Source organism: Herbaspirillum rubrisubalbicans, assembly GCF_003719195.1.
GTDB lineage: Bacteria > Pseudomonadota > Gammaproteobacteria > Burkholderiales > Burkholderiaceae_D > Herbaspirillum > Herbaspirillum rubrisubalbicans.
In genome coordinates, this window is record NZ_CP024996.1 from 5,448,036 (window position 1) to 5,468,773 (window position 20,738).

Annotated in this window: 20 protein-coding genes; 15 read left to right on the forward strand and 5 right to left on the reverse strand. The window is 62.8% G+C overall.

What is annotated here, in order from left to right; all coding sequences use genetic code 11:
* Positions 1 to 8: 8 nt before the first annotated feature.
* The 6 genes from RC54_RS24205 to RC54_RS24230 all read left to right on the forward strand — a co-directional run bounded on the left by RC54_RS24205 (position 9) and on the right by RC54_RS24230 (position 4,400).
* Positions 9 to 1,274, forward strand: a complete 1,266-nt coding sequence (locus RC54_RS24205; protein ID WP_061788585.1) for a penicillin-binding protein activator — start codon at positions 9 to 11, stop codon at positions 1,272 to 1,274.
* Between the two features lie 7 nt (positions 1,275 to 1,281).
* On the forward strand, positions 1,282 to 1,650 hold the full coding sequence (locus RC54_RS24210; protein WP_058897330.1) for a YraN family protein: 369 nt from the start codon (positions 1,282 to 1,284) through the stop codon (positions 1,648 to 1,650).
* Between the two features lie 123 nt (positions 1,651 to 1,773).
* Complete coding sequence (locus tag RC54_RS24215; RefSeq protein WP_017455023.1) at positions 1,774 to 2,370, forward strand: phosphoheptose isomerase; 597 nt, start codon at positions 1,774 to 1,776, stop codon at positions 2,368 to 2,370.
* Positions 2,363 to 3,022, forward strand: coding sequence for a BON domain-containing protein (locus tag RC54_RS24220; RefSeq protein ID WP_061788586.1), 660 nt, complete (start codon positions 2,363 to 2,365; stop codon positions 3,020 to 3,022). Before RC54_RS24215 ends, RC54_RS24220 begins: the two co-directional genes overlap by 8 nt.
* A gap of 177 nt (positions 3,023 to 3,199) precedes the next feature.
* Positions 3,200 to 3,727, forward strand: a complete 528-nt coding sequence (locus RC54_RS24225) for a TlpA family protein disulfide reductase (RefSeq protein ID WP_061788587.1) — start codon at positions 3,200 to 3,202, stop codon at positions 3,725 to 3,727.
* 175 nt (positions 3,728 to 3,902) lie between these two features.
* Entirely contained in the window at positions 3,903 to 4,400 is a 498-nt protein-coding gene (locus RC54_RS24230; protein ID WP_017450113.1) for a LapA family protein, read from the forward strand.
* Positions 4,401 to 4,511: 111 nt separating this feature from the next.
* Here RC54_RS24230 and pyrE read toward each other — a convergent pair whose 3' ends face one another.
* Entirely contained in the window at positions 4,512 to 5,171 is a 660-nt protein-coding gene (gene pyrE, locus RC54_RS24235; protein WP_017450114.1) for an orotate phosphoribosyltransferase, read from the reverse strand.
* A 172-nt stretch (positions 5,172 to 5,343) separates the two neighbouring features.
* On the opposite strand from pyrE, the gene RC54_RS24240 reads away from it, so the two are divergent.
* Positions 5,344 to 6,120: an exodeoxyribonuclease III gene (locus tag RC54_RS24240; RefSeq protein ID WP_058897333.1), complete on the forward strand. Its 777-nt coding sequence runs from the start codon at positions 5,344 to 5,346 to the stop codon at positions 6,118 to 6,120.
* Between the two features lie 76 nt (positions 6,121 to 6,196).
* Here RC54_RS24240 and RC54_RS24245 read toward each other — a convergent pair whose 3' ends face one another.
* The 3 genes from RC54_RS24245 to dprA all read right to left on the reverse strand — a co-directional run bounded on the left by RC54_RS24245 (position 6,197) and on the right by dprA (position 11,026).
* Complete coding sequence (locus RC54_RS24245) at positions 6,197 to 8,875, reverse strand: DNA topoisomerase III (protein WP_061788588.1); 2,679 nt, start codon at positions 8,873 to 8,875, stop codon at positions 6,197 to 6,199.
* Between the two features lie 420 nt (positions 8,876 to 9,295).
* Positions 9,296 to 9,772: a Smg family protein gene (locus RC54_RS24250; RefSeq protein ID WP_017450117.1), complete on the reverse strand. Its 477-nt coding sequence runs from the start codon at positions 9,770 to 9,772 to the stop codon at positions 9,296 to 9,298.
* Between the two features lie 87 nt (positions 9,773 to 9,859).
* Positions 9,860 to 11,026 carry a DNA-processing protein DprA gene (gene dprA, locus RC54_RS24255; protein WP_061788589.1) on the reverse strand — a complete coding sequence of 389 codons (1,167 nt, stop codon included), beginning with the start codon at positions 11,024 to 11,026 and terminating at the stop codon, positions 9,860 to 9,862.
* Positions 11,027 to 11,335: 309 nt separating this feature from the next.
* Between dprA and def the strand changes: the two genes are divergently transcribed.
* Positions 11,336 to 11,854, forward strand: a complete 519-nt coding sequence (gene def / locus RC54_RS24260; protein ID WP_017450119.1) for a peptide deformylase — start codon at positions 11,336 to 11,338, stop codon at positions 11,852 to 11,854.
* 125 nt (positions 11,855 to 11,979) lie between these two features.
* On the opposite strand, the gene RC54_RS24265 is transcribed toward def, so the two are convergent.
* Positions 11,980 to 13,044 (reverse strand): MBL fold metallo-hydrolase, encoded by a 1,065-nt coding sequence (locus RC54_RS24265; protein ID WP_061788590.1) that lies wholly within the window; start codon positions 13,042 to 13,044, stop codon positions 11,980 to 11,982.
* Between the two features lie 164 nt (positions 13,045 to 13,208).
* On the opposite strand from RC54_RS24265, the gene RC54_RS24270 reads away from it, so the two are divergent.
* The 7 genes from RC54_RS24270 to RC54_RS24300 all read left to right on the forward strand — a co-directional run bounded on the left by RC54_RS24270 (position 13,209) and on the right by RC54_RS24300 (position 20,662).
* Complete coding sequence (locus RC54_RS24270; RefSeq protein ID WP_058897337.1) at positions 13,209 to 13,637, forward strand: MerR family transcriptional regulator; 429 nt, start codon at positions 13,209 to 13,211, stop codon at positions 13,635 to 13,637.
* A gap of 81 nt (positions 13,638 to 13,718) precedes the next feature.
* Positions 13,719 to 14,903: an isovaleryl-CoA dehydrogenase gene (locus RC54_RS24275; protein WP_061788591.1), complete on the forward strand. Its 1,185-nt coding sequence runs from the start codon at positions 13,719 to 13,721 to the stop codon at positions 14,901 to 14,903.
* Between the two features lie 44 nt (positions 14,904 to 14,947).
* Positions 14,948 to 15,550, forward strand: a complete 603-nt coding sequence (locus tag RC54_RS24280) for a 2-hydroxychromene-2-carboxylate isomerase (RefSeq protein WP_058897338.1) — start codon at positions 14,948 to 14,950, stop codon at positions 15,548 to 15,550.
* A complete protein-coding gene (locus RC54_RS24285) occupies positions 15,550 to 15,966 on the forward strand; it encodes a YchJ family protein (RefSeq protein WP_061788592.1) in 417 nt (138 codons plus the stop codon). The genes RC54_RS24280 and RC54_RS24285 overlap by 1 nt, the downstream gene beginning before the upstream one ends.
* Before the next feature lie 84 nt (positions 15,967 to 16,050).
* On the forward strand, positions 16,051 to 17,685 hold the full coding sequence (locus RC54_RS24290) for a carboxyl transferase domain-containing protein (protein ID WP_058897340.1): 1,635 nt from the start codon (positions 16,051 to 16,053) through the stop codon (positions 17,683 to 17,685).
* A gap of 20 nt (positions 17,686 to 17,705) precedes the next feature.
* Positions 17,706 to 19,721 (forward strand): acetyl/propionyl/methylcrotonyl-CoA carboxylase subunit alpha, encoded by a 2,016-nt coding sequence (locus RC54_RS24295; RefSeq protein ID WP_061788593.1) that lies wholly within the window; start codon positions 17,706 to 17,708, stop codon positions 19,719 to 19,721.
* Positions 19,722 to 19,732: 11 nt separating this feature from the next.
* Entirely contained in the window at positions 19,733 to 20,662 is a 930-nt protein-coding gene (locus tag RC54_RS24300) for an MBL fold metallo-hydrolase (protein ID WP_061788594.1), read from the forward strand.
* Positions 20,663 to 20,738: the final 76 nt, after the last annotated feature.

The following is a 20,738-nucleotide window of genomic DNA, read 5'->3' on the forward strand; positions in this document are numbered from 1 at the left end:
GGGACGGGATGTTCACTGGTTTGAAGAAAATGACCGCACAAGCGGCCTTGCTGGCAAGCGTGCTGGCGCCTTGGATGGTGACGGCCAGCGCTGCAGCAGCCGACAGTGTACCCCTGCTGGCCCAGGCTGCCACACCGGCATCCTCCGCAACGAATTCCAACCCTGCCCCGCTGGCCTTGCCGCCGGGCACCTCACCCGAGATGGAAGCCGCCGCCGAAGGCGCAGCAGCCGCTCCGGCTGCGGCCCCGATTCGGATGGTGTTGCTGCTGCCTTCCCGCAGCGGGGCCTTCGGCGCGGCGGCCGATGCAGTGCGCATGGGCTTGTTGACCGCCTATTCACGCCAGAAGGAAAACATCCAGCTAGCCATCGTCGAGACCGGCGACTCGGCCGCCGACATGCAGCGCGCCTATGATGAGGCGGCCAGCAAGTACGACATCCTGATCGGCCCGCTCTCGCGCAGCGCCGTCACCGCCGTGGCGCAAAGCGGGCGCGTGAACAAACCCACCGTGGCGCTGGCCCAGCCGGACATGAATGGCGAAGCCGACCTCCCCTTGCCGCCGCAGATGCTGGCCGTAGGCTTGTCCATCGATGAAGAGGCACGCCAGGTGGCAAATTGGGTGGAAAAGGAAAAAGCACCCGGCAAGATCTTCGCCGTGTCCACCGGTATCGCCTGGCAAAAGCGCGCAGCCCGTTCCTTCCAGCTACGCGCCCGGCAACTGGGCCTGCAGGTCGAAACGCTGGAATTGAGTACCCCTGCCAATGCCCTGTCCGCCCCCGGCCTGGCGCAACTGGCCAAGCGCGTGGAGCAGGAAAAGCCGGCCCTGATCTTCGTGGCCCTGGATGCGGCGCAGACCGCGCAATTGCGCAGCGCCGTGGGCAACGAGCTGCCGCTGTACGGCACCTCGCAGATCAATCCCTATACGCTCAAACGCGACAATCCCAACGACAAGCTGCCCGAACTGGATGGCGTGCGCCTCATCGACATTCCCTGGCAACTGCAGCCGGACAACCTGGCCGTGGCCCGCTATCCGCGCCCGGCCATCAATGAGGGCGAGCGTCCCAATGCGGATCTGGCGCGCCTGTATGCGCTGGGCATCGACGCCTATCGGGTGGCCTACGGCATCGCCCAGCGCCAATCCAGCTTCGACATCGATGGCGTCACCGGTCGCCTGAATGTGAACATGAACAGCGGCGGCGCCACCTTCTTCCAGCGCCAGGAAACCCAGGCCGTCTACCAGGATGGCTGGCCGGTGCCGCTGGCCGACCAGTACTGAGGCGGGCATGGCGCTGCGCGACCTGCTAGGGCGAACTTCCCGCCAGCGCAGCGGCGACGCAGCCGAGGACCAGGCCCTGGCCTATCTGCAGCGCCAGGGCTTGACGCTGGTCGAACGTAATTTCCGCTGCAAGGGTGGCGAGATCGATCTGATCCTGCGCGAGGGTGCCACGGTGGTGTTCGTCGAAGTGCGCGCCCGCGCCAGTGCCGCCTATGGCGGGGCAGCGGCCAGCATCACCCCGGCCAAGCAACGGCGCCTGCTGCTGGCGGCCCAGGTCTGGCTGCAAGGCCAGCCCGGTTTGCCACCCTGCCGCTTCGACGTCATTGCCCTGGAGGGCGGACAAATGCAGTGGTTGCGCAACGCCATCAGCGCCTGAAGGGGCAGGAGTGCTGCATCATCCCGGCGCTGGTCGTATCATGTGCGACCGGATTGCCAGAAACTTCACGTTACCAATTGCCCGGGCTTGGCCACCGCCAAGTCCTCTATAATCGCAGCCACTATGACAAATCCCCGCATCCTCGCCCATTTCCAGGAAAGCGCCGACCTGAAGATGAAAGCAGCCAGCGTTCTGGCGCAACCGATCGAACAGGCGATTGAACTTATGTTCACTGCACTGTCGAATGGCAACAAGATTCTTGCCTGTGGCAATGGTGGATCGGCCGCCGACAGCCAGCACTTCGCCGCCGAACTGGTGGGGCGCTTCGAACGTGAGCGCCTGCCACTGCCGGCCCTGGCCCTGACCACCGACACCTCCATCCTCACGGCGGTCGGTAACGATTACAGCTACCAGGAAATCTTCTCGAAGCAAGTCCAGGCCTTCGGCCAGGCTGGCGACATCCTGCTGGCCTTCTCGACCTCGGGCAATTCGGGCAACATCCTGGCGGCCATCGAAGTGGCCCACGAACGCGATATGCGCGTGGTGGCATTGACCGGCAAGGGTGGTGGCAAGATCGGCAAGATCCTCACCGATGCCGATGTGCATATCTGTGTGCCGCATGACCGTACTGCGCGCATCCAGGAAGTGCATCTGGTCTCGCTGCACTGCATTTGCGACGGTATCGACGTCGCTCTTTTCGGAGATGAAGCCAATGAATGATGCACGATCGCTGTTGACCCGCCTGCGCCGCCCACTGGCGGCGGTGGCACTGGGTGGCATGGTGGCCTTGAGCCTGCAGGGCTGCTTTGCCGTGTTGGCCGGCGGTGCGCTGGCCACCACCTTTGCCGCCACCGACCGCCGCACCCTGGGCGCACAGACGGAAGACAAAGCGATCGTGGTCAAGGGCGAAGCCCGCATTCCCGAAGTGGTGGCCGCCGGCTCCCACGTCAACGTGACCGCCTTCAACCGCAAGGTGCTGCTGTCGGGTGAAGTGCCTGACGAAGCCTCCAAGGCCGCCGCCGAGCGCGAGGTCAAGGCCATCCAGAACGTCGAGACGGTGTACAACGAACTGGAAGTGGGCCCCTCTTCCAGCTTCGGTTCGCGTTCCACCGATGCCTTGATCACCAGCAAGGTGCTGGCCAGCCTGGTGGACGACAAGGCACTCTACGCCAGCGCCTTCAAGGTCACCACCGAGCGTGGCATCGTCTACATGATGGGCCGCGTGACCCCGCGTGAAGGTCAGCGCGCAGCGCAGATCGCCAGCGGTGTCTCGGATGTGAACAAGGTCGTGACCCTGTTCGAGTACATCACCGAAGACCAACTCAAGGAATACCAACGCAAGCCGGCCAGCGAGAACAAGGCCACCAGTTGATGGCAGGCTTCGCCCCTGATGCCTGATACAGGTCAAACCGCCGGCCCGTCCGGCGGTTTTCACGTCAAGCGCTCGCCCGCAGGATCCGGCACGGCGGTCTATAATGGCGGGATACGTCTGGAGCGGCTTGGTGCCGGCTCCTTCATCGCATCCGTTACCCGGAACCCGGAGTTCTTCATGCAAGCACAGGCAAACGCTGCCAAGAGCGGTCTCATGATCAAGCTGGCCGCCGTCCTGGTGGTGGCCGCCATCGCCGCCTTCGCCTATTTCAAGGTCAATGCCGGCAACGCCGCACCCGACGTCACCTTCACCCAGCTCGATGGCCAGCAGGTGGCCCTGAAGGACTTGCGCGGCAAGGTGGTCATGGTCAACTTCTGGGCTACCAGTTGCACCACCTGCGTGGGCGAGATGCCCAAGATGATCGACACCTACAACAAGTTCAAGGACCGCGGCCTGGACTTCGTGGCCGTGGCCATGAGCTATGACCCGCCCAACTACGTGCTGAACTACACCGAAACCCGCAAGCTCCCCTTCAAGGTCGCGCTGGACACGCAAGACAAGCTGGCCAACGCCTTCGGCGACGTCAAGCTGACCCCGACCACCTTCGTCATCGGCAAGGATGGCAACATCATCAAGCGTTATGTCGGCGAGCCGCAGTTTGCGGAATTGCATCAATTGCTGGAGAAGGCACTGGCGGCAGCCTGAGCCCCTCCCCCTCTACCCATTAAAGGCCGGCTTTGATGCCGGCTTTTTCATTTCCGATTGCAGGATGGCAACTGCAAGGAACATCCCCTGGCTGGTCGCAGTCCAATAAATTCATAGTCGCCATGACAAGCACTTGCCTGCACCTGCCGACATATTCACAAACAAGGAGGCTGCCATGAAATTCCGAACCCTGTTCCTGATCGTGCTGCTGGCGCTGGTGGCCATCTTCGCCGCCGTCAACTGGACCGCCTTTACCGCCACCACCACCCTGTCGCTGATCTATACCGAATTCCAGGCCCCGCTGGGCGCGGTGATGCTGGGCGTAGTGGTGGTGCTGACGGCCTTCTTCCTGCTCTACATCCTGGCCTTGCAGACCAGCGTGATGCTGGAAAGCCGGCGCCTGACCAAGCAGCTGGAAGCCCAGCGCGCCCTGGCTGACCAGGCCGAACATTCGCGCTTCAACGACTTGCGCAACTATCTCAAGACCGAGCTGGAACAGTTGCAGACCCGCCAGAGCGAACAACAAACCCTGCTGGCGCAACGCCTGGATGCCCTGCAGCGGGATATCCACCAGCGCGTGGAACAGACCGAGAATGCCGTGGCCGCCCAGGTCGGTGAACTCGATGATCGTCTACAACGCCAGCAGGTGGCTGGGGCGATCAGGACGATGTAAGAAAAATTCACCCGTACCCGTAAAAAAGGCTGGATCCGCGAGGAACCAGCCTTTTTCCTTCATTTATTGCCTGACAAAGCCTTATCCAGCTCTCCAGCCGACTGGAATGACTCAAACGCCGTAACGACTACGATAGGCCGCCACCGCATCCTTGTACTGGGCCAGGCCGGCATCGCCACCGTTGGAGATGTAGTCGAAGAGGTCGTTGAGGTTGCCAATGGAGACCACCGGCATGTCATATTCACGGGCCACTTCCTGCACCGCCGACAGTTCCGACAGCGCGCCATCCTTGCCCGAGCGCTCCATGCGGTCCAGTGCGATCAGCACCGCGCAAGGGGTGGCACCGGCGGCGCGGATCATGTCCACCGACTCGCGCACCGAGGTGCCGGCCGAGATCACGTCATCGATGATGACGACCTTGCCCTGCAGCTTGGCACCGACGATGGTGCCGCCTTCGCCATGGTCCTTGGCTTCCTTGCGGTTGAAGGCGAAAGGCACGTTGCGGCCCATGCCGGCCAGCGCCACGGCGGTAGCCGAAGCCAGGGTGATGCCCTTGTAGGCGGGGCCGAACAGCATGTCATATTCCACCCCCGAATCCTGCAGGGTCTGGGCATAGAAGCGCGCCACCTGGGCCAGGGTCGCGCCTTCGCTGAAGAGGCCGGCGTTGAAGAAGTAAGGCGAGGTACGGCCCGCCTTGGTGACGAATTCGCCAAAGCGCAGCACGCCGGCCGATACCGCGAATTCGATGAATTCCTGTCTCAAGTTGCTCACAATGCATTTCCCGGGAAGAGTCAAAACGGAAGGTGCGAACCGTTGGCGCTTGCCGTTGGGCAAGGCCGGCGGTGCAAAGCCTTCATCAGGCCGTCATTTTAAATGATTCATCCTATCGGTTATGCTACCGGCCTGACTGAACACTCTAGCGCAGCAAGCAAACAGGACATCCATGCCAAAAATCGTCTCCGCCAACCTCAACGGAATCCGCTCGGCCGCCAAGAAGGGCTTCTTCGAGTGGTTGCAAAAGGAAGCGCCGGACTTCGTCTGCGTGCAGGAACTGAAGGCCCAGGCAGCCGACATGACCGATGAATTCCTGGCCCCGGCCGGCTATGTCGGCCATTTCCACTATGCCCAGAAGAAGGGTTACTCGGGCGTGGGCGTCTACAGCCGCCGCCAGCCGGACTCGGTGCGCATCGGCTTTGGCAATACCGAATTCGATGACGAAGGCCGCTATGTCGAATGCGACTATGGCGACCTGACCGTGATCTCGCTCTATGCGCCTTCGGGCTCCTCCAGCGAGGAGCGCCAGGAAGCCAAGTTCCGCTTCATGGAAGCCTTCCTGCCGCACCTGATGGAACTGGAAAAGAGCGGCCGCGAAGTGGTCATCTGCGGCGACTGGAACATCGCCCACAAGGAAATCGACCTGAAGAACTGGAAGAGCAACCAGAAGAATTCGGGCTTTTTGCCGGAAGAACGCGCCTGGATGACACGCATTTTCGATCAGTTGGGCCTGGTGGATGTGTATCGCCGCCTGCATCCCGAGACCACCGGCGAAGCCTACACCTGGTGGAGCAATCGCGGCCAGGCCTGGGCCAACAACGTCGGGTGGCGTATCGATTACCACGTGTCCACGCCGGGCATTGCGGCCAAGGCGGTGAGCGCGGCGATCTACAAGGAGCAGCGTTTTTCGGATCATGCGCCGTTGACGGTGGTCTACAGCGACTAAGCCACACTGAGCTCGCCAACGAAAAGCCCTCGCACCGTGAAGTGCGAGGGCTTTGTCGTTTCCGGCCGGCCGAGAATCAGGCGTCGGGAGCCGCTGCTTTCTTCGGCGTCGCCTTGCGCAAGGCCGGCTTCTTGGCTGCTGCCGCCTTGGTCTTGGTGGCGGTGGTCTTGGCCGCCGTCTTGGTCGCCGTCTTCTTGGCGGCCGGCTTGGCAACTGCCTCGTCGGCACCGTCATCGGCATCCGCTGCTGCCGCCTTGCCCTTGGCGGGCGCCTTGGCCTTGCGTTCCTCGAACTCGAAGCTGATCTTGCCATCCTTGCCACGTACCAGGAAGGCCTTGAAGGGCCGGCGCGTGCGCTGCGAGATGAAGCCCGGCAGCAGGTCGGTCTTGCCATCGTTCAGGAGCTTGGCCATCTGCTCCGGCAGGATCTCCTGCTGCAGGATGATGCGGCTGCTGCGGAAGTCGCAGGCCTTGGGCTTGGCCACGGTCTTTTCGCACACATAGGCCAGGCCCATTTCGTAGACGCCGCTGCCGCACTTGGGGCAGGCGCCCAGCGGGGTCTGCTCGCTGAAGTCCACCGGCTCGCCGCCTTCGCCTTCGGCCTGATCCTGGCCGAAGTCGAATTCCAGCTTGAAGTTCTTGATCTCTTCGTCGCGCGAAATCTTCAGGATGGCCGCGAACGGACGGCCCATCTTGGAGCGGAAGCCTTGCAGCGGGCCGATGGTGCGGTTCTGCAGCAGTTCTTCCACTTCGGCGATCTCGAACTGGCGACCACCCGGCACCTTGCTCATCGAGAATTCACACTTGGTGCAGGCGAAGCGACGGTAATTTTCCTTCACCACGCCACCGCAGTTGGGGCAAGGCGTCTTCAGCGTCGCGTAGTCGCCGGGGATGGTGTCGTTGTCGTATTCCTTGGCGCGCTTGACGATGATCTGGGTCATCTGCGCGATCTCGCGCATGAACTCGTCACGGCTGATCTTGCCGCGCTCCATCTGGGCCAGCTTGTGTTCCCACTCGCCGGTCAGTTCGGGTTCGGTCAGTTCGTCCACGCCCAGGCCATGCAGCAACGTCATCAGCTGGAAGGCCTTGGCGGTGGGCATCATTTCGCGGCCTTCGCGCAGCAGGTACTTTTCGTTCAGCAGGCCTTCGATGATGGCCGCACGCGTAGCCGGCGTGCCCAGGCCCTTGCCGGCCATGGCTTCGCGCAGTTCATCCGAATCCACCAGCTTGCCCGCGCCTTCCATGGCCGACAGCAGCGTGGCTTCGGTGTAGCGGGCGGGCGGCTTGGTGACCAGGCCGTTGGCGGTGACCTTGTCGGTCTTGACCTTCTCGCCGGGGGCCACGGCCACCAGGTTGCCGCCGCCTTCCTTGTCCTTGTCGTCTTCCTCGACCTGCTTGCCGTAGATGGCCAGCCAGCCGGGGTTGATCATGACCTTGCCTTCGCTCTTGAACTGGTGGCCCGACACTTCCGTGAAGCGGGTGGTCACCTGGAACTCGGCTGGCGGGAAGAACACCGCCATGAAGCGGCGCGTCACCAGGTCGTAGAGCTTCTGTTCCGGCTCCGACAGGTTCTTGGGCACCTGGGTGGTCGGGATGATGGCGAAGTGGTCGCTGATCTTGGTGTTGTCGAAGATGCGCTTGTTGGGCTTGACCCAGCCTTGCTTCAAGATCTGCTTGGAGAACTGGTGGTAGTTGTTGTTCTCCGCCAGCGCCTCCAGGGTGTCCTTGACCGTGTTGATGTAGTCCTCGGGCAGGTGGCGCGAATCGGTACGCGGATAGGTCAGCACCTTGTGCTTTTCATACAGCGCCTGGGCCAGGCCCAGGGTGTTCTTGGCCGAGAAACCAAAGCGCGAGTTGGCCTCGCGCTGCAGGCTGGTCAGGTCGAACAGGCCCGGCGACATCTGCGTGGTCGGCTTGGATTCCTCGGTGACGCTGCCCGGCTTGTCGCGGCAAGCGGCCACGATGGAGTCCGCAGCAGCTTTGCTCCAGAGGCGCTCGGGGCGCTTCTCGGGATCGGCTTCATCCTTCTTGTGGCCCTTGTCCAGCCAGCGGCCCTTGTAGATGCCGGCCGCGCAGACGAATTCGGCGTGCACTTCCCAGTAGTCGCGCGGGACGAACTTCTTGATCTTCTCTTCACGCTCCACCACGATGGACAGGGTCGGCGTCTGCACGCGGCCCACGGTGGTCAGGTAGAAGCCGCCTTCCTTGGAATTGAAGGCGGTCATGGCGCGGGTGCCGTTGATGCCGATCAGCCAGTCGGCTTCGCTGCGGCAGCGCGCGGCATTGGCCAGCGGGAGCATTTCTTCATCATCGCGCAGATGGGCGAAGCCCTCGCGGATGGCGCCGGGCGTCATCGATTGCAGCCACAAGCGCTTCACCGGCTGCTTGGCCTTGGTGTATTGCGCGATCAGGCGGAAGATCAGTTCACCTTCGCGGCCCGCGTCACAGGCGTTGATGAGGGTGGTCACATCCTTGCGCTTGATGAGCTTGGAGAGCACCTTCAGGCGCGACTCGGTCTTGGCAATCGGATTGAGCGCGAAGTGCGGCGGAATCATCGGCAGGTGGGTAAAACTCCACTTGCCGCGCTTGACGTCGTATTCCTCGGGGACTGCGATTTCCAGCAGGTGACCGACAGCCGAGGACAGGATGTACTCGTCGGATTCGAAATACTCATCGTGCTTGGTGAAGCCGCCGAGCGTCTTGGCGATGTCGTTGGCGACAGAGGGCTTCTCGGCAATGATGAGGGTCTTGCTCATAAGTATGGGTCTCGGTGGTGAGAGGTCGGTTGCTAGCGGTTGCTGGCGTTGTGTGGAAAATGCACCAGCCTTAAGTGGGGCCGGAATGTCCCGAAACAACGTCATGTCATCCCAGTTGGGAAACGATCAGCGGCGGCAAGCTGCGCAAGTGGCCGGCGTTTCATTGCCTGTGGACAACAGAATTTTATATAGTAGCCAATATCGGGCCAATGCGGGGGAATGATAAGCGTGATGCAAATGAAACGGCAAGCACAAGGGCTTGCCGTCTCGGTGTTTCATACGCTTTTATACGCATTCATACGAATGTTGCTTGATATGAAGCAACAGGCATGGTTTGCGGTGTCAGCAGCACGTCAGTGATATGTCAGCCTGACGCCCTCCCCGCCAGACCGGCCGCTGATGCTGCCTGTTATATCAGTGTCAGTGCAACAGGCGCGGCTCGGTGTCGTCTTCGTCGAGGAACAATTCCTCGAACATCAGACCGTCAGGTTCCTTGCCCTGGCTCCACAAGACCATCAGCACGATGACCTTGAGCTTTTCCAGGGTAATGGGGGCTTCGCCGGCAGCCAGGGCGCGTTCGATGACGATCTCGCGCTGGATCGGGTCGAGCATCTTGGCCGATTCCAGGAACTGGATGAAACCGATGGCTTCCACACCCAGCACATCGCTTTCCTGGCGCGCGTAGATACGGGTGCCGAAGGAGAAGGCGGTCTGTCGGGGATAGTTGTCGGCGAACTCATGATTGGCGACTTCAAGATCGGTCAGCCATCCGAGTGCCTGGGAGATTTCATCTTCTTCGAAACCAATCGCGGACAGCTTCTTGACGAGCGCCTCGGGTTCGGGGCAGGCATCAGGGCGATAGTAGGTTTCGTACAGGTAAACGAGGACATCAAACATGTTCGTACTCTATCGCGAAGGTTATGAATGTACAAGTCAGCCAAGTCCAGTATGGCAGGAATTGCGGCGCTGCGGGAATTAATTTCGTCAGCCCAGGCGCCGATAGCGTGCCCCGGGCAACAGTTCCACCAAACCCTGCAGTTCCAGCGTGAGCAATATTCCTGCCAGCTTGGCCACGTCGAGCTTGCAGCGCTGCGCCAAGGTATCAGCATCGAGCGGATCATGACCCATTGCCTGCAGGACAAGCCTGCTTGTCGGATCGACATTATCATCAGCATTGCGGTCGTTGGATATTGTCATCGGGACAGCTTGCGGCAACGACCAGCCAGGCAATTCATCCAGCATGTCCTGGGTGGTCTCCACCAGTTTGGCGCCCTGGCGGATCAACTGATGACATCCCTTGGACAGCGGCGCATGGATCGAGCCCGGAATGGCAAACACATCGCGCCCCTGCTCAGCGGCCATGCGCGCGGTAATCAAGGAGCCCGACTGCGCCGCCGCCTCCACCACCAGCACCGCGCGCGACAGGCCCGAGATGAGCCGATTGCGGCGCGGGAAGTTGGCTGCCAAGGGTGGCGTGCCCAAGGCATATTCACTGACGATGCAACCGCCCTCGGCAATGCGCTGTGCCAGTGCACGATTGCGGCGGGGATAATCCAGATCGATGCCGGTACCGATCACCGCCACGGTCGAGCCGGCGCCACGCAAGCCGCCTTCATGGGCCGCCGTATCGATACCCAGCGCCAGCCCGGAGACGATGGTCAAGCCTGCCCGGCTCAACTCTTCGGAAAAACGCGCCGCGTGGGTGATCCCCTGTGTGGTCGCATTACGGCTACCCACCACGGCCAGCGCCGGTGCCGCCAGCAAGGCCGGATGGCCGCGCAGATACAACAGCAAGGGCGGATCGGCAATATTGAGCAAGCTCTGCGGATAGGCGGCGTCAGCCAGCGTCACGATGGTTTGCCCCGGCCGCTGGACCCAGGCCAGCGTGGCGGCAATACGCTCGCGCTGCACGGTCGAAGGCGCACGCAGCAAGGCCGTGGCCACCTGCGCCGGCACCACCGCGCTCAGCGCAGCATGATCGGCCTGCCAGATGCATTCAGGCAGCCCGAACGTCGACAGCAGCCGGCGCGCCAACGAGGGACCGACACCCTCGGTGAAACTCAACCGCAACCACGCCGCCAGGCTGGCGGGATCGTCTGCGGTCAGGCCAGCAGCCTGATCGATATCCTCAGAACGTAAATGATTTAGCATGATGAACCTTTCATGAGCTGCGACCACCCCGCCCACAGCGCCGTGCGGCTTGGCCCAGCGGGCAGGCAGGGCACGGGCTGTGATACACTTTTCCAACTTGATCGGGAAACACCCCTGGCCACCGGGTCCAGCAACAGCGCCGCCAGCCAGGACCACGATTGTGCTGCGGCCGCGCTTGAAGCGTCGCGTTGTGGCCACATTTAAAACATCATTCCCGAAATGAATTCCCCGGAGGCTCGCAAAATGTCGAGATCCGGACCGTCCAAGGTCCCCTGAGACCGAACTCCAAGATTGCCGAGAACCAAACGTATGGCCCAGCTCAACATCCTCCGCTACCCCGATCCACGCCTGCACAAGGTGGCCACCCCCGTGACCGTCTTCGACGAGCGCATCAAGAAGCTGGTGGCCGACATGGCCGAGACCATGTATGCCGCCCCCGGCGTGGGCCTGGCCGCGACCCAGGTCGATGTGCATGAACAGGTGGTGGTGATCGACGTTTCCGATGATGGCAAGCACCTGCAAGTCTTCATCAACCCGGAAATCCTCTGGGCCAGCGAAGAAAAGCGCGTCTACGATGAAGGCTGCCTGTCGGTGCCCGGCATCTACGATGGCGTGGAACGGCCGGCGCGCGTGAAGGTGCGCGCCTTCGACACCGATGGCAAGGCCTTCGAAGTCGATGCCGATGATCTGCTGGCGGTCTGCATCCAGCACGAAATGGATCACCTGAAGGGCAAGGTCTTCGTCGAATACCTCTCGCCGTTGAAGCGCAACCGCATCAAGACCAAGTTGCAGAAGGAAGAACGCGAGATGAAAAAGAAAGCAGGCTGACCCCGCCGCTCCTCATCACGAAAAAGACAACGCCGGCCAGGGTCACCCCTGCCGGCGTTTTCTATTGATTCCATTGATTTTATTGATGCAAGCCATGCATCAATCCAAGACATTGATGCGCAGCCTTACACGGCCACGAAGCGATACACCCCATCCTCACCCAGCCTACGCTTTACCGCGCCGTCGTACCAGAGCTTGTGCAGATGCGCCACCGCCTCGCCCAGCGCAAAGGACAACTGGTGCGTATCGAGCGGTCGCTTGAACATCACCGGCAGGATATCCACGCCGGTCTGCGGCGTGGCGCAGGCCTCCAGCACTTCGCCCAGGCGCAGGCGATGATGCTCGTTCAATTGCGCGATGCGCGTATGCAAGCCACGGAACGGCTTGCCATGCGACGGCAACACCAATGTATCGGCCGGCAGGTGGCCATACTTCTGCAATGAATCCAGGTACTGCTGCACCGGATTGCTCTCGGGCTCGATGGCGAACACCGACACATTGGTAGAGATGCGCGGCAACACCATGTCGCCCGAGATCAGCACATTCAATGGCCGGCAATACAGCGACACATGCTCCGGCGAATGGCCGAAGCCGGTGATGACCTCCCAGTCGCGTCCACCGATATGCACCGCATGACCATCCTGCATCCGGTGATAGGCGCGTGGCACCGCCGGCACCAGGTCCTGGTAATAGGTATTGCGTCCTTGCAGCGTGGCGATGGTATCGGGATCGGCCAGCCCGTGGCGCTGGAAGTGCGGCGTGGCCGCCGTGCCTTCGGCGCCGGGCAGGGCCGCCGACATCACGCGAGCGAACGCATAGTCACCGGTACTCATCCACAACGGCGCCTGCCAGCGCTGGCACAGCCAGTCGGCCAGGCCCACGTGATCCGGGTGGCAGTGCGTGACCAGCACGCGCAGGATGGGCAGGCCATCGAGTTCTTCGACAAAGATGCTCTCCCAGGCCTGACGGGTCTCTTCGGTGGCGATGCCGCAATCGACCACGGTCCAGCCGCGCTGGCGGCCTTGCTCAGTCTCTACCTCATCTTCCAGCAGCCACAGGTTGATATGGTTCAGCGCAAAGGGCAGCCCCATGCGCAGCCAGCGCACGCCGGGCGCGACCTGCAGGGTGCGGCCGGGGTCCGGCATGGTATCGCCGAAGGCGTAATCGAGCTGGGATTCAAGGGCATTCATCAGTCAACCTGGCGATCAAGAAGAAAAGAAAACGAGAACAGAAAAACCGAACATTGCTCCTGAGGCAAGCACTGCATTTTCTGCTGGACGACAGGGCACAATATACTTTACGTTAACGTAAAGTGCCAGACCAACGAACGTCCAACTGAACGTCCACCTCGCCCATGCCTACCTACACCATCACCGAACTGGCTGAAGAATTCGCCATCACCCCGCGCGCGATCCGGTTCTACGAAGACCACGGCATCCTCAATCCCAAGCGCGAAGGCGTGGGTGGGCGCCAGCGCGTCTATCCGGCGCGCCAACGCACGCGCCTGAAGCTGACGCTGCGCGGCAAGCGTCTGGGCTTCACGCTCGCCGAGATCAAGGACTTGATCGACATGTACGAGTCGCCCAAGGATACCCAGCCGCAACTGCAACGCTTCCTGGGCCTGCTGCAACAGCATCGCGAAAAACTGGAGCAGCAGCGCGAAGACCTGGATCTGACCCTCTCCGAAATCGCCGCCCACGAAGAGGAATGCCGGCAACTGCTGGCCGCTGCCAAACCCAGGAGCGCGACCAGCAAGAACAAACGCAAGATCTGCGCCGCCTGATTGACGTTAACGTCAAGCAATTCCGCTTTCCCATCATCACCACAACACCACAAGAAACCACCATCCCACCAGGAGACACCCATGATCCACCTGCCCGGCCTCAGTTTCGATCACGGCGACGACATCGCTGCCCTGCGTGAAGCGGTCGCGGCCTTCGCCCAGAGCGAGATCGCCCCACGCGCCGCCGAGATCGACCGCAGCGACCAGTTCCCCATGGACCTGTGGAAAAAACTGGGTGAACTGGGCGTGCTGGGCATGACCGTCGGCGAAGAATACGGCGGTGCCGGGCTGGGCTACCTGGCCCACATCATCGCCATGGAAGAAATCTCGCGCGCCTCGGCCTCGGTGGGCTTGTCCTACGGCGCCCACTCCAACCTGTGCGTGAACCAGATCAAGCGCAACGGCAACGAAGAACAGAAGCGCAAGTACCTGCCCAAGCTGATCTCGGGCGACTTCATCGGTGCGCTGGCCATGTCCGAACCCAATGCAGGCTCGGATGTGGTGAGCATGAAACTGCGCGCCGACAAGCAGGGCGACCGCTATGTGCTCAACGGCAGCAAGATGTGGATCACCAATGGCCCCGATGCGGACGTGCTGGTGGTCTATGCCAAGACCGATCTGCAAGCCGGCGCGCGCGGCATGACGGCGTTTCTGGTCGAGAAGGGTTTCAAAGGCTTCTCGGTGGCGCAAAAGCTGGACAAGCTGGGAATGCGCGGCTCCCATACGGGCGAACTGGTGTTCCAGGATTGCGAGGTACCAGAAGAGAACGTGCTGGGCGGTGTCGGCCGTGGCGTCAATGTCTTGATGTCGGGTCTGGACTTCGAACGCAGCGTACTCTCCGGTGGACCGCTGGGCATCATGCAAGCCTGCATGGACGTGGTGGTTCCCTATGTACACCAACGCCAGCAGTTCGGCCAGGCCATCGGTGAATTCCAGCTCATGCAAGGCAAGCTGGCCGACATGTACAGCACCATGATGGCCTGCAAGGCCTATGTCTACGCCGTGGGCCAGGCCTGCGACCGCGCCGATAACACTGACAAGGTGCGCGCCCTGCGCAAGGATGCCGCCAGCGCCATCCTCTACTCGGCCGAGAAAGCCACCTGGATGGCCGGTGAAGCGATCCAGGCGCTGGGTGGCAATGGCTACATCAATGAATACCCGGTCGGCCGCCTGTGGCGCGATGCCAAGCTCTATGAAATCGGCGCCGGCACCAGCGAGATCCGCCGTATGCTGATCGGCCGCGAACTGTTTGCCGATACGCTGTAAGCGCGAGCGAGCGCCATCCCCTCTTCCCTCCTGCAAGGACTACCATGAGCAATCCCATCGATTTCTACTTCGACTTCAGCTCGCCCTACGGCTATTTCGCCGCGGTCGAGATCGACAAGCTGGCCGCCAGGCATGGCCGCAGCGTCAACTGGCACCCCATCCTGCTGGGCCCGATCTTCAAGGCACTGGGCACCAACTCGCTGGTCAATATCCCGCTCAAGGGCGAATATTCCAAGCACGACATGGAGCGCACCGCGCGCTTCCACAACATCTTTTACCAAGCCCCCAGCAACTTCCCCATCGGCAGCCAGGTCGCAGCCCGCGCCACGCTGTGGGTGCAGCAGACCCAGCCGGCCAAGGCGGTGGACCTGATCAAGACCCTCTACAGCGCCTACTTCACCGAAGACATCGACATCAGCGTCACCGACCACGTACTGCGCATCGCCGCCGATGCCGGCATCGACCGCCACGCCCTGGAAGCCGCGCTGGCCTCGCCGGAGCTGAAGGAACAGCTGCGCCAGCGCACCGACGCCGCGGCCAAGGCCGGCGTGTTCGGCTCGCCCTTCATGATCGTCGATGGCGAAGCCTTCTGGGGCTTTGACCGCTTCACTCAGTTGGAAGCCTTCCTCAAGAACGGAAAGATCTGATGAGCCACAAGAAAGACAAGTCCGGCCCCTGCCCCTGCGGCCAGCCCAGCTTCGACCAATGCTGCGGTCGCTTCATCGGTGGCGGGCAGATACCGGAGACGGCCGCATTGCTGATGCGCTCGCGCTACAGCGCCTTCGCCCTGCGCGACGAAGCCTACCTGCGCGCCACCTGGTTCCCCGACACCCTGCCGGAAGAAGAGTTGACCAGCGAGACCGACGTCAAGTGGATAGGGCTGGACATCAAGAACCACCAGCACGCCAGCGACAGCGATGAAGCCACGGTGGAATTCGTGGCGCGCTTCAAGGTGGCGGGCCGCGCCCACCGCCTGCACGAAATCAGCCACTTCGTGCGCCAGCCGGATGCCACGGGCCAGTTGCGCTGGTACTACGTAGATGGGCGCTTCCCGGACGATTGAAGCTTGCTTCACCTCACGCGCCACCACAAGCGCCCGCCAGCCGACACCATAACAAGAAACTGAACAAAGAGACGAAAGACGACCATGCCGCAGATTGAAAGCAAGCTCAACCCGCGCAGCGAGGAATTCCAGCACAATCGCCAGGCCATGCAAGTGCTGGTGGACGATCTGCGGCAAAAGGTCGCCGCCATCGCCGAAGGCGGCGGCGCGGCGGCACGCGAGAAACATGTCGCCCGTGGCAAGCTGCTGCCGCGCGAACGGGTCCAGATGCTGCTGGACCCCGGCACGCCCTTCCTGGAGTTCTCCCAACTGGCGGCCTACGGCATGTACCGCGAGCAGGACCGCGACGGCCACCACAAGGATGCCGCGCCCTCAGCCGGCATCATCACCGGCATCGGTCGCGTGGCCGGCCAGGAATGCGTGATCGTCTGCAACGACGCCACCGTCAAGGGCGGCACCTACTACCCGATGACGGCCAAGAAGCACCTGCGCGCGCAAGAGATCGCCCAATTCAATCACCTGCCCTGCATCTACCTGGTCGATAGCGGCGGCGCCAACCTGCCCAACCAGGATGAAGTCTTCCCCGACCGCGACCACTTCGGCCGCATCTTCTACAACCAGGCCAACCTGTCGGCCCAAGGCATCCCGCAGATCGCCGTGGTGATGGGCTCCTGCACCGCCGGCGGCGCCTATGTGCCGGCCATGAGCGATGAATCCATCATCGTCAAGGAACAGGCCACCATCTTCCTGGCCGGCCCACCGCTGGTCAAGGCCGCCACCGGCGAAGTGGTCAGCGCCGAGGAACTGGGCGGCGGCGATGTCCACACGCGCCTGTCCGGTGTGGCCGATCACCTGGCCCAGGACGACACCCATGCGCTGGCCATTGCCCGCAACATCGTCGGCCACCTCAACCGCCGCAAGCCGCAACAACTGGCATTGCGCGCGAGTGTGGAACCGAACTACCCGGCCCATGAACTGTATGGCGTCATCCCCACCGATACCCGCAAACCCTTCGATGTGCGCGAAGTCATTGCGCGCATCGTCGACGCCAGCCAGTTCGATGAATTCAAGGCGCGCTATGGCACCACCCTGGTCTGCGGCTTTGCGCACCTGCAGGGAATGCCGGTGGGCATCATCGCCAACAACGGCATCCTGTTTTCGGAATCGGCCGAGAAAGGCACGCACTTCATCGAACTGTGCTGCCAGCGCAAGATCCCGCTGATCTTCCTGCAGAACATCACCGGCTTCATGGTCGGCAAGAAAGCCGAAAACGAAGGCATCGCCCGCCACGGTGCAAAAATGGTCACAGCCGTTTCCACCGCCAAGGTCCCAAAGCTGACCGTCATCATCGGCGGCAGCTTCGGCGCCGGCAACTACGGCATGTGCGGCCGGGCCTTCTCGCCGCGCTTTTTGTGGATGTGGCCCAATGCCCGCATCTCGGTGATGGGGGGCGAACAGGCCGCCAGCGTGCTGGCCACCGTCAAGCGTGATGGTATCGAAGCGCGCGGCGGCAACTGGAGCACCGAAGAAGAAGCTGCCTTCAAGGAACCCATCCGCGCTCAATATGAAACGCAGGGCCATCCCTACTACGCCTCGGCCCGGCTGTGGGATGACGGCGTGATCGATCCGGCCGATACCCGCCAGGTATTGGCACTGGGCTTGTCGGCCGCCTTGAACGCCCCCATCGAAGAGACCCGATTCGGCGTGTTCCGCATCTGAAGCGCCACCGAGGAGACATCATGTTCACCAAGATCCTAGTCGCCAATCGCGGCGAAATCGCCTGCCGCGTGGCCGCTACCGCACGCCGTATGGGCATCGCCACCGTGGCCGTGTATTCCGATGCCGACGCGCACGCCAAACATGTGGCCGCCTGTGACGAAAGCGTGCATATCGGCCCGGCGCCGGCCAAGGAAAGCTATCTCTGTGGCGACAAGATCATCGCCGCCGCGCTGGCCAGCGGCGCCCAGGCGATCCACCCCGGCTATGGCTTCCTGTCGGAGAACGCCGGCTTCGCCCAGGCCTGCGCCGAGGCCGGCCTGGTCTTCATCGGCCCACCGGCCTCGGCCATCGACGCCATGGGCTCCAAGTCGGCCGCCAAGGCCTTGATGGAAACCGCCGCCGTGCCGCTGGTGCCGGGCTATCACGGGGCACGCCAGGAAAGTGACTTCCTGCGCAACGAAGCCGACCGCATCGGCTATCCGGTGCTGCTCAAAGCCAGTGCCGGCGGTGGTGGCAAGGGAATGCGGGTGGTCGAGCGCAGTGAAGATTTCGACGCCGCGCTGGCCTCCTGCAAGCGCGAAGCGATCTCCAGCTTCGGCGACGACCGCGTACTGGTGGAGAAATACCTGACCCGCCCGCGCCATATCGAAATCCAGGTCTTCGCTGATCACCACGGCCATTGCGTCTATCTGTTCGAACGCGATTGCTCGGTACAGCGACGTCACCAGAAGGTGCTGGAAGAAGCGCCCGCCCCCGGCATGAGCAGCGAACGCCGTGCCGCCATGGGCCAGGCCGCCGTGGCTGCGGCCCGGGCCGTGGGCTACGTGGGTGCCGGCACCGTCGAATTCATCGCCAACCAGGATGGCAGTTTCTATTTCATGGAAATGAATACGCGCCTGCAGGTCGAGCACCCGGTGACCGAGATGATCACCGGCCTGGACCTGGTGGAATGGCAATTGCGGGTCGCCGCTGGTGAAGCGCTGCCGCTGCAACAGGATCAATTGCGCCTTCAGGGCCACGCCATCGAAGCGCGCATCTATGCCGAGAATCCCGAGAAAGGCTTCCTGCCCGCCATCGGCACGCTGAGCCATCTGCGCTGCGCGCCGGCGGTGGAGTTCACGCTGGCCGCCGCCGGCGCCACGCAACCGGCGGCGGTGCGCATCGATTCCGGCGTGCGCGAGGGTGACGCGATTTCGCCCTTCTATGATCCGATGATCGCCAAGCTCATCGTCTGGGGCGCCGACCGCCAGGCCGCCCTGCGCAACATGACGCGCGCCCTGGCGCAATACCAGGTGGTGGGGCTGGCCACCAATATCGGCTTCCTGCAACGGCTGGTCGCGGGCCAGGCCTTCGCCACGGCCGAGCTCGACACCGGCTTGATCGAGCGCCACCGCGATACCCTCTTCCCGCCCCTGTCCGCCCCCGCCACCGACACGCTGGCGCTGGCCGCCGCCGCCCTGCTGCAGCAGGAACGGCAAGCCAGCACCGGCCATGATCCCTGGGCCCAGACCAGCGGCTGGCGCCTCAACACGCGCCTGGTGCGCACACTCTGCTTCGAGGATGACGCCGGCAAGCACAGCGTACAGGTCGAGTACGCCGGCGATGGCCAACACTGGCAATTGCAGATCGCCGGCCGCACGCACACGCTGGAAATCCATGCCGCCAGCGCAGAGCACCTGCTCATCACGCTGGATGGCCGCACCCTGCGTGCTACGGTGGTACGCGAAGCAGAGTGCTGGCACCTCTTCGATGCGCACGGCCAGCGCAGCCTGCGCTACCTCGACCCGCTGGCCCACGCCGGCCACACCGAAGCCGAAGGCGGCCGCCTGACCGCGCCCATGCCCGGCAAGATCGTCGCGCTGCTGGTGGAGCAAGGCGCCAGCGTCGCCCAGGGCGCAGCGCTGCTGATCATGGAAGCCATGAAGATGGAACACACCATCACCGCCCCCGCCGCCGGCACCGTCCAGGCCTTGCTCTACGCGGTCGGCGACCAGGTCGCCGAGGGCGCGCAGTTGCTGGACTTCAAGGCCGCCTGAAGCTGCTTGCCATGAACGCCCCCGCGCTGCACCTCGCCCCCTCCATCCACGTGCTGGAGCGGGGCTGGCTATCGTCCAACAACGTACTGCTGTTCGGCCGCGATGAAGTGGCCATGATCGATAGCGGCTACGTCACCCACGGCGAACAGACCCAGACCCTGGTGCGCCACGTCCTGCACCAGCGCGGCCGCGAGCGCCTGGACCTGCTCATCAACACCCACCTGCACTCCGACCACTGCGGCGGCAATGCCGCCCTGCAGGCGGCCCACCACTGCCGCATTGCCATCCCCGCCGCCGAAGCCGACAAAGTGCGCCACTGGGATGAAACAGCCCTGAGCTACCAGGCCACCGGCCAGCGCTGCCCGCGCTTCGTGCATGACCAGGTCATCGCCAGCGGTGACGTACTGCGCCTGGGCGAGCTGGACTGGACCGCGCTGGCAGCGCCCGGACATGATCCCCATGCCCTGCTGTTCTACTGCGCGCAGGAAGGTGTACTGATCTCGGCCGATGCGTTGTGGCGCAATGGCTTTGGCATCATCTTCCCTGAACTGGAAGGCCAATCCGGCTTCGAGGAAGCACGCGCCACGCTGGAACTGATCCGCACGCTGGACGTGCGCACCGTCATCCCCGGCCATGGCGCGCCCTTCCATGACATCGACGATGCGCTGGAAAAAGCCTTCTCGCGCCTCGACTACCTGCGAGCCGACCCGCTGCGCAACGCCCACAACGGCATCAAGGTACTGGTGAAATTCCTGCTGCTCGAACGTGGCCGCATTGCGCTGGCCCAACTGCCGGCGATGATGCGCGACATCCCTTTGTTGCGCATCACCAATGCGCGCTACCTGCAGATGGAGGAGGCGGCACTGGCCCAGTGGTGCGTAGCGCAACTGGAAAAAGCCGGCGCCGCCCGCAGCGATGGCGTCTTCCTATTGGACTGCTGACACCGGCCCGGCAGGCAGGGCGGTCATGCTGGTATCATTTCCGGCTTCTCCTTATGCTTCTGCCTAACGCTCCCGA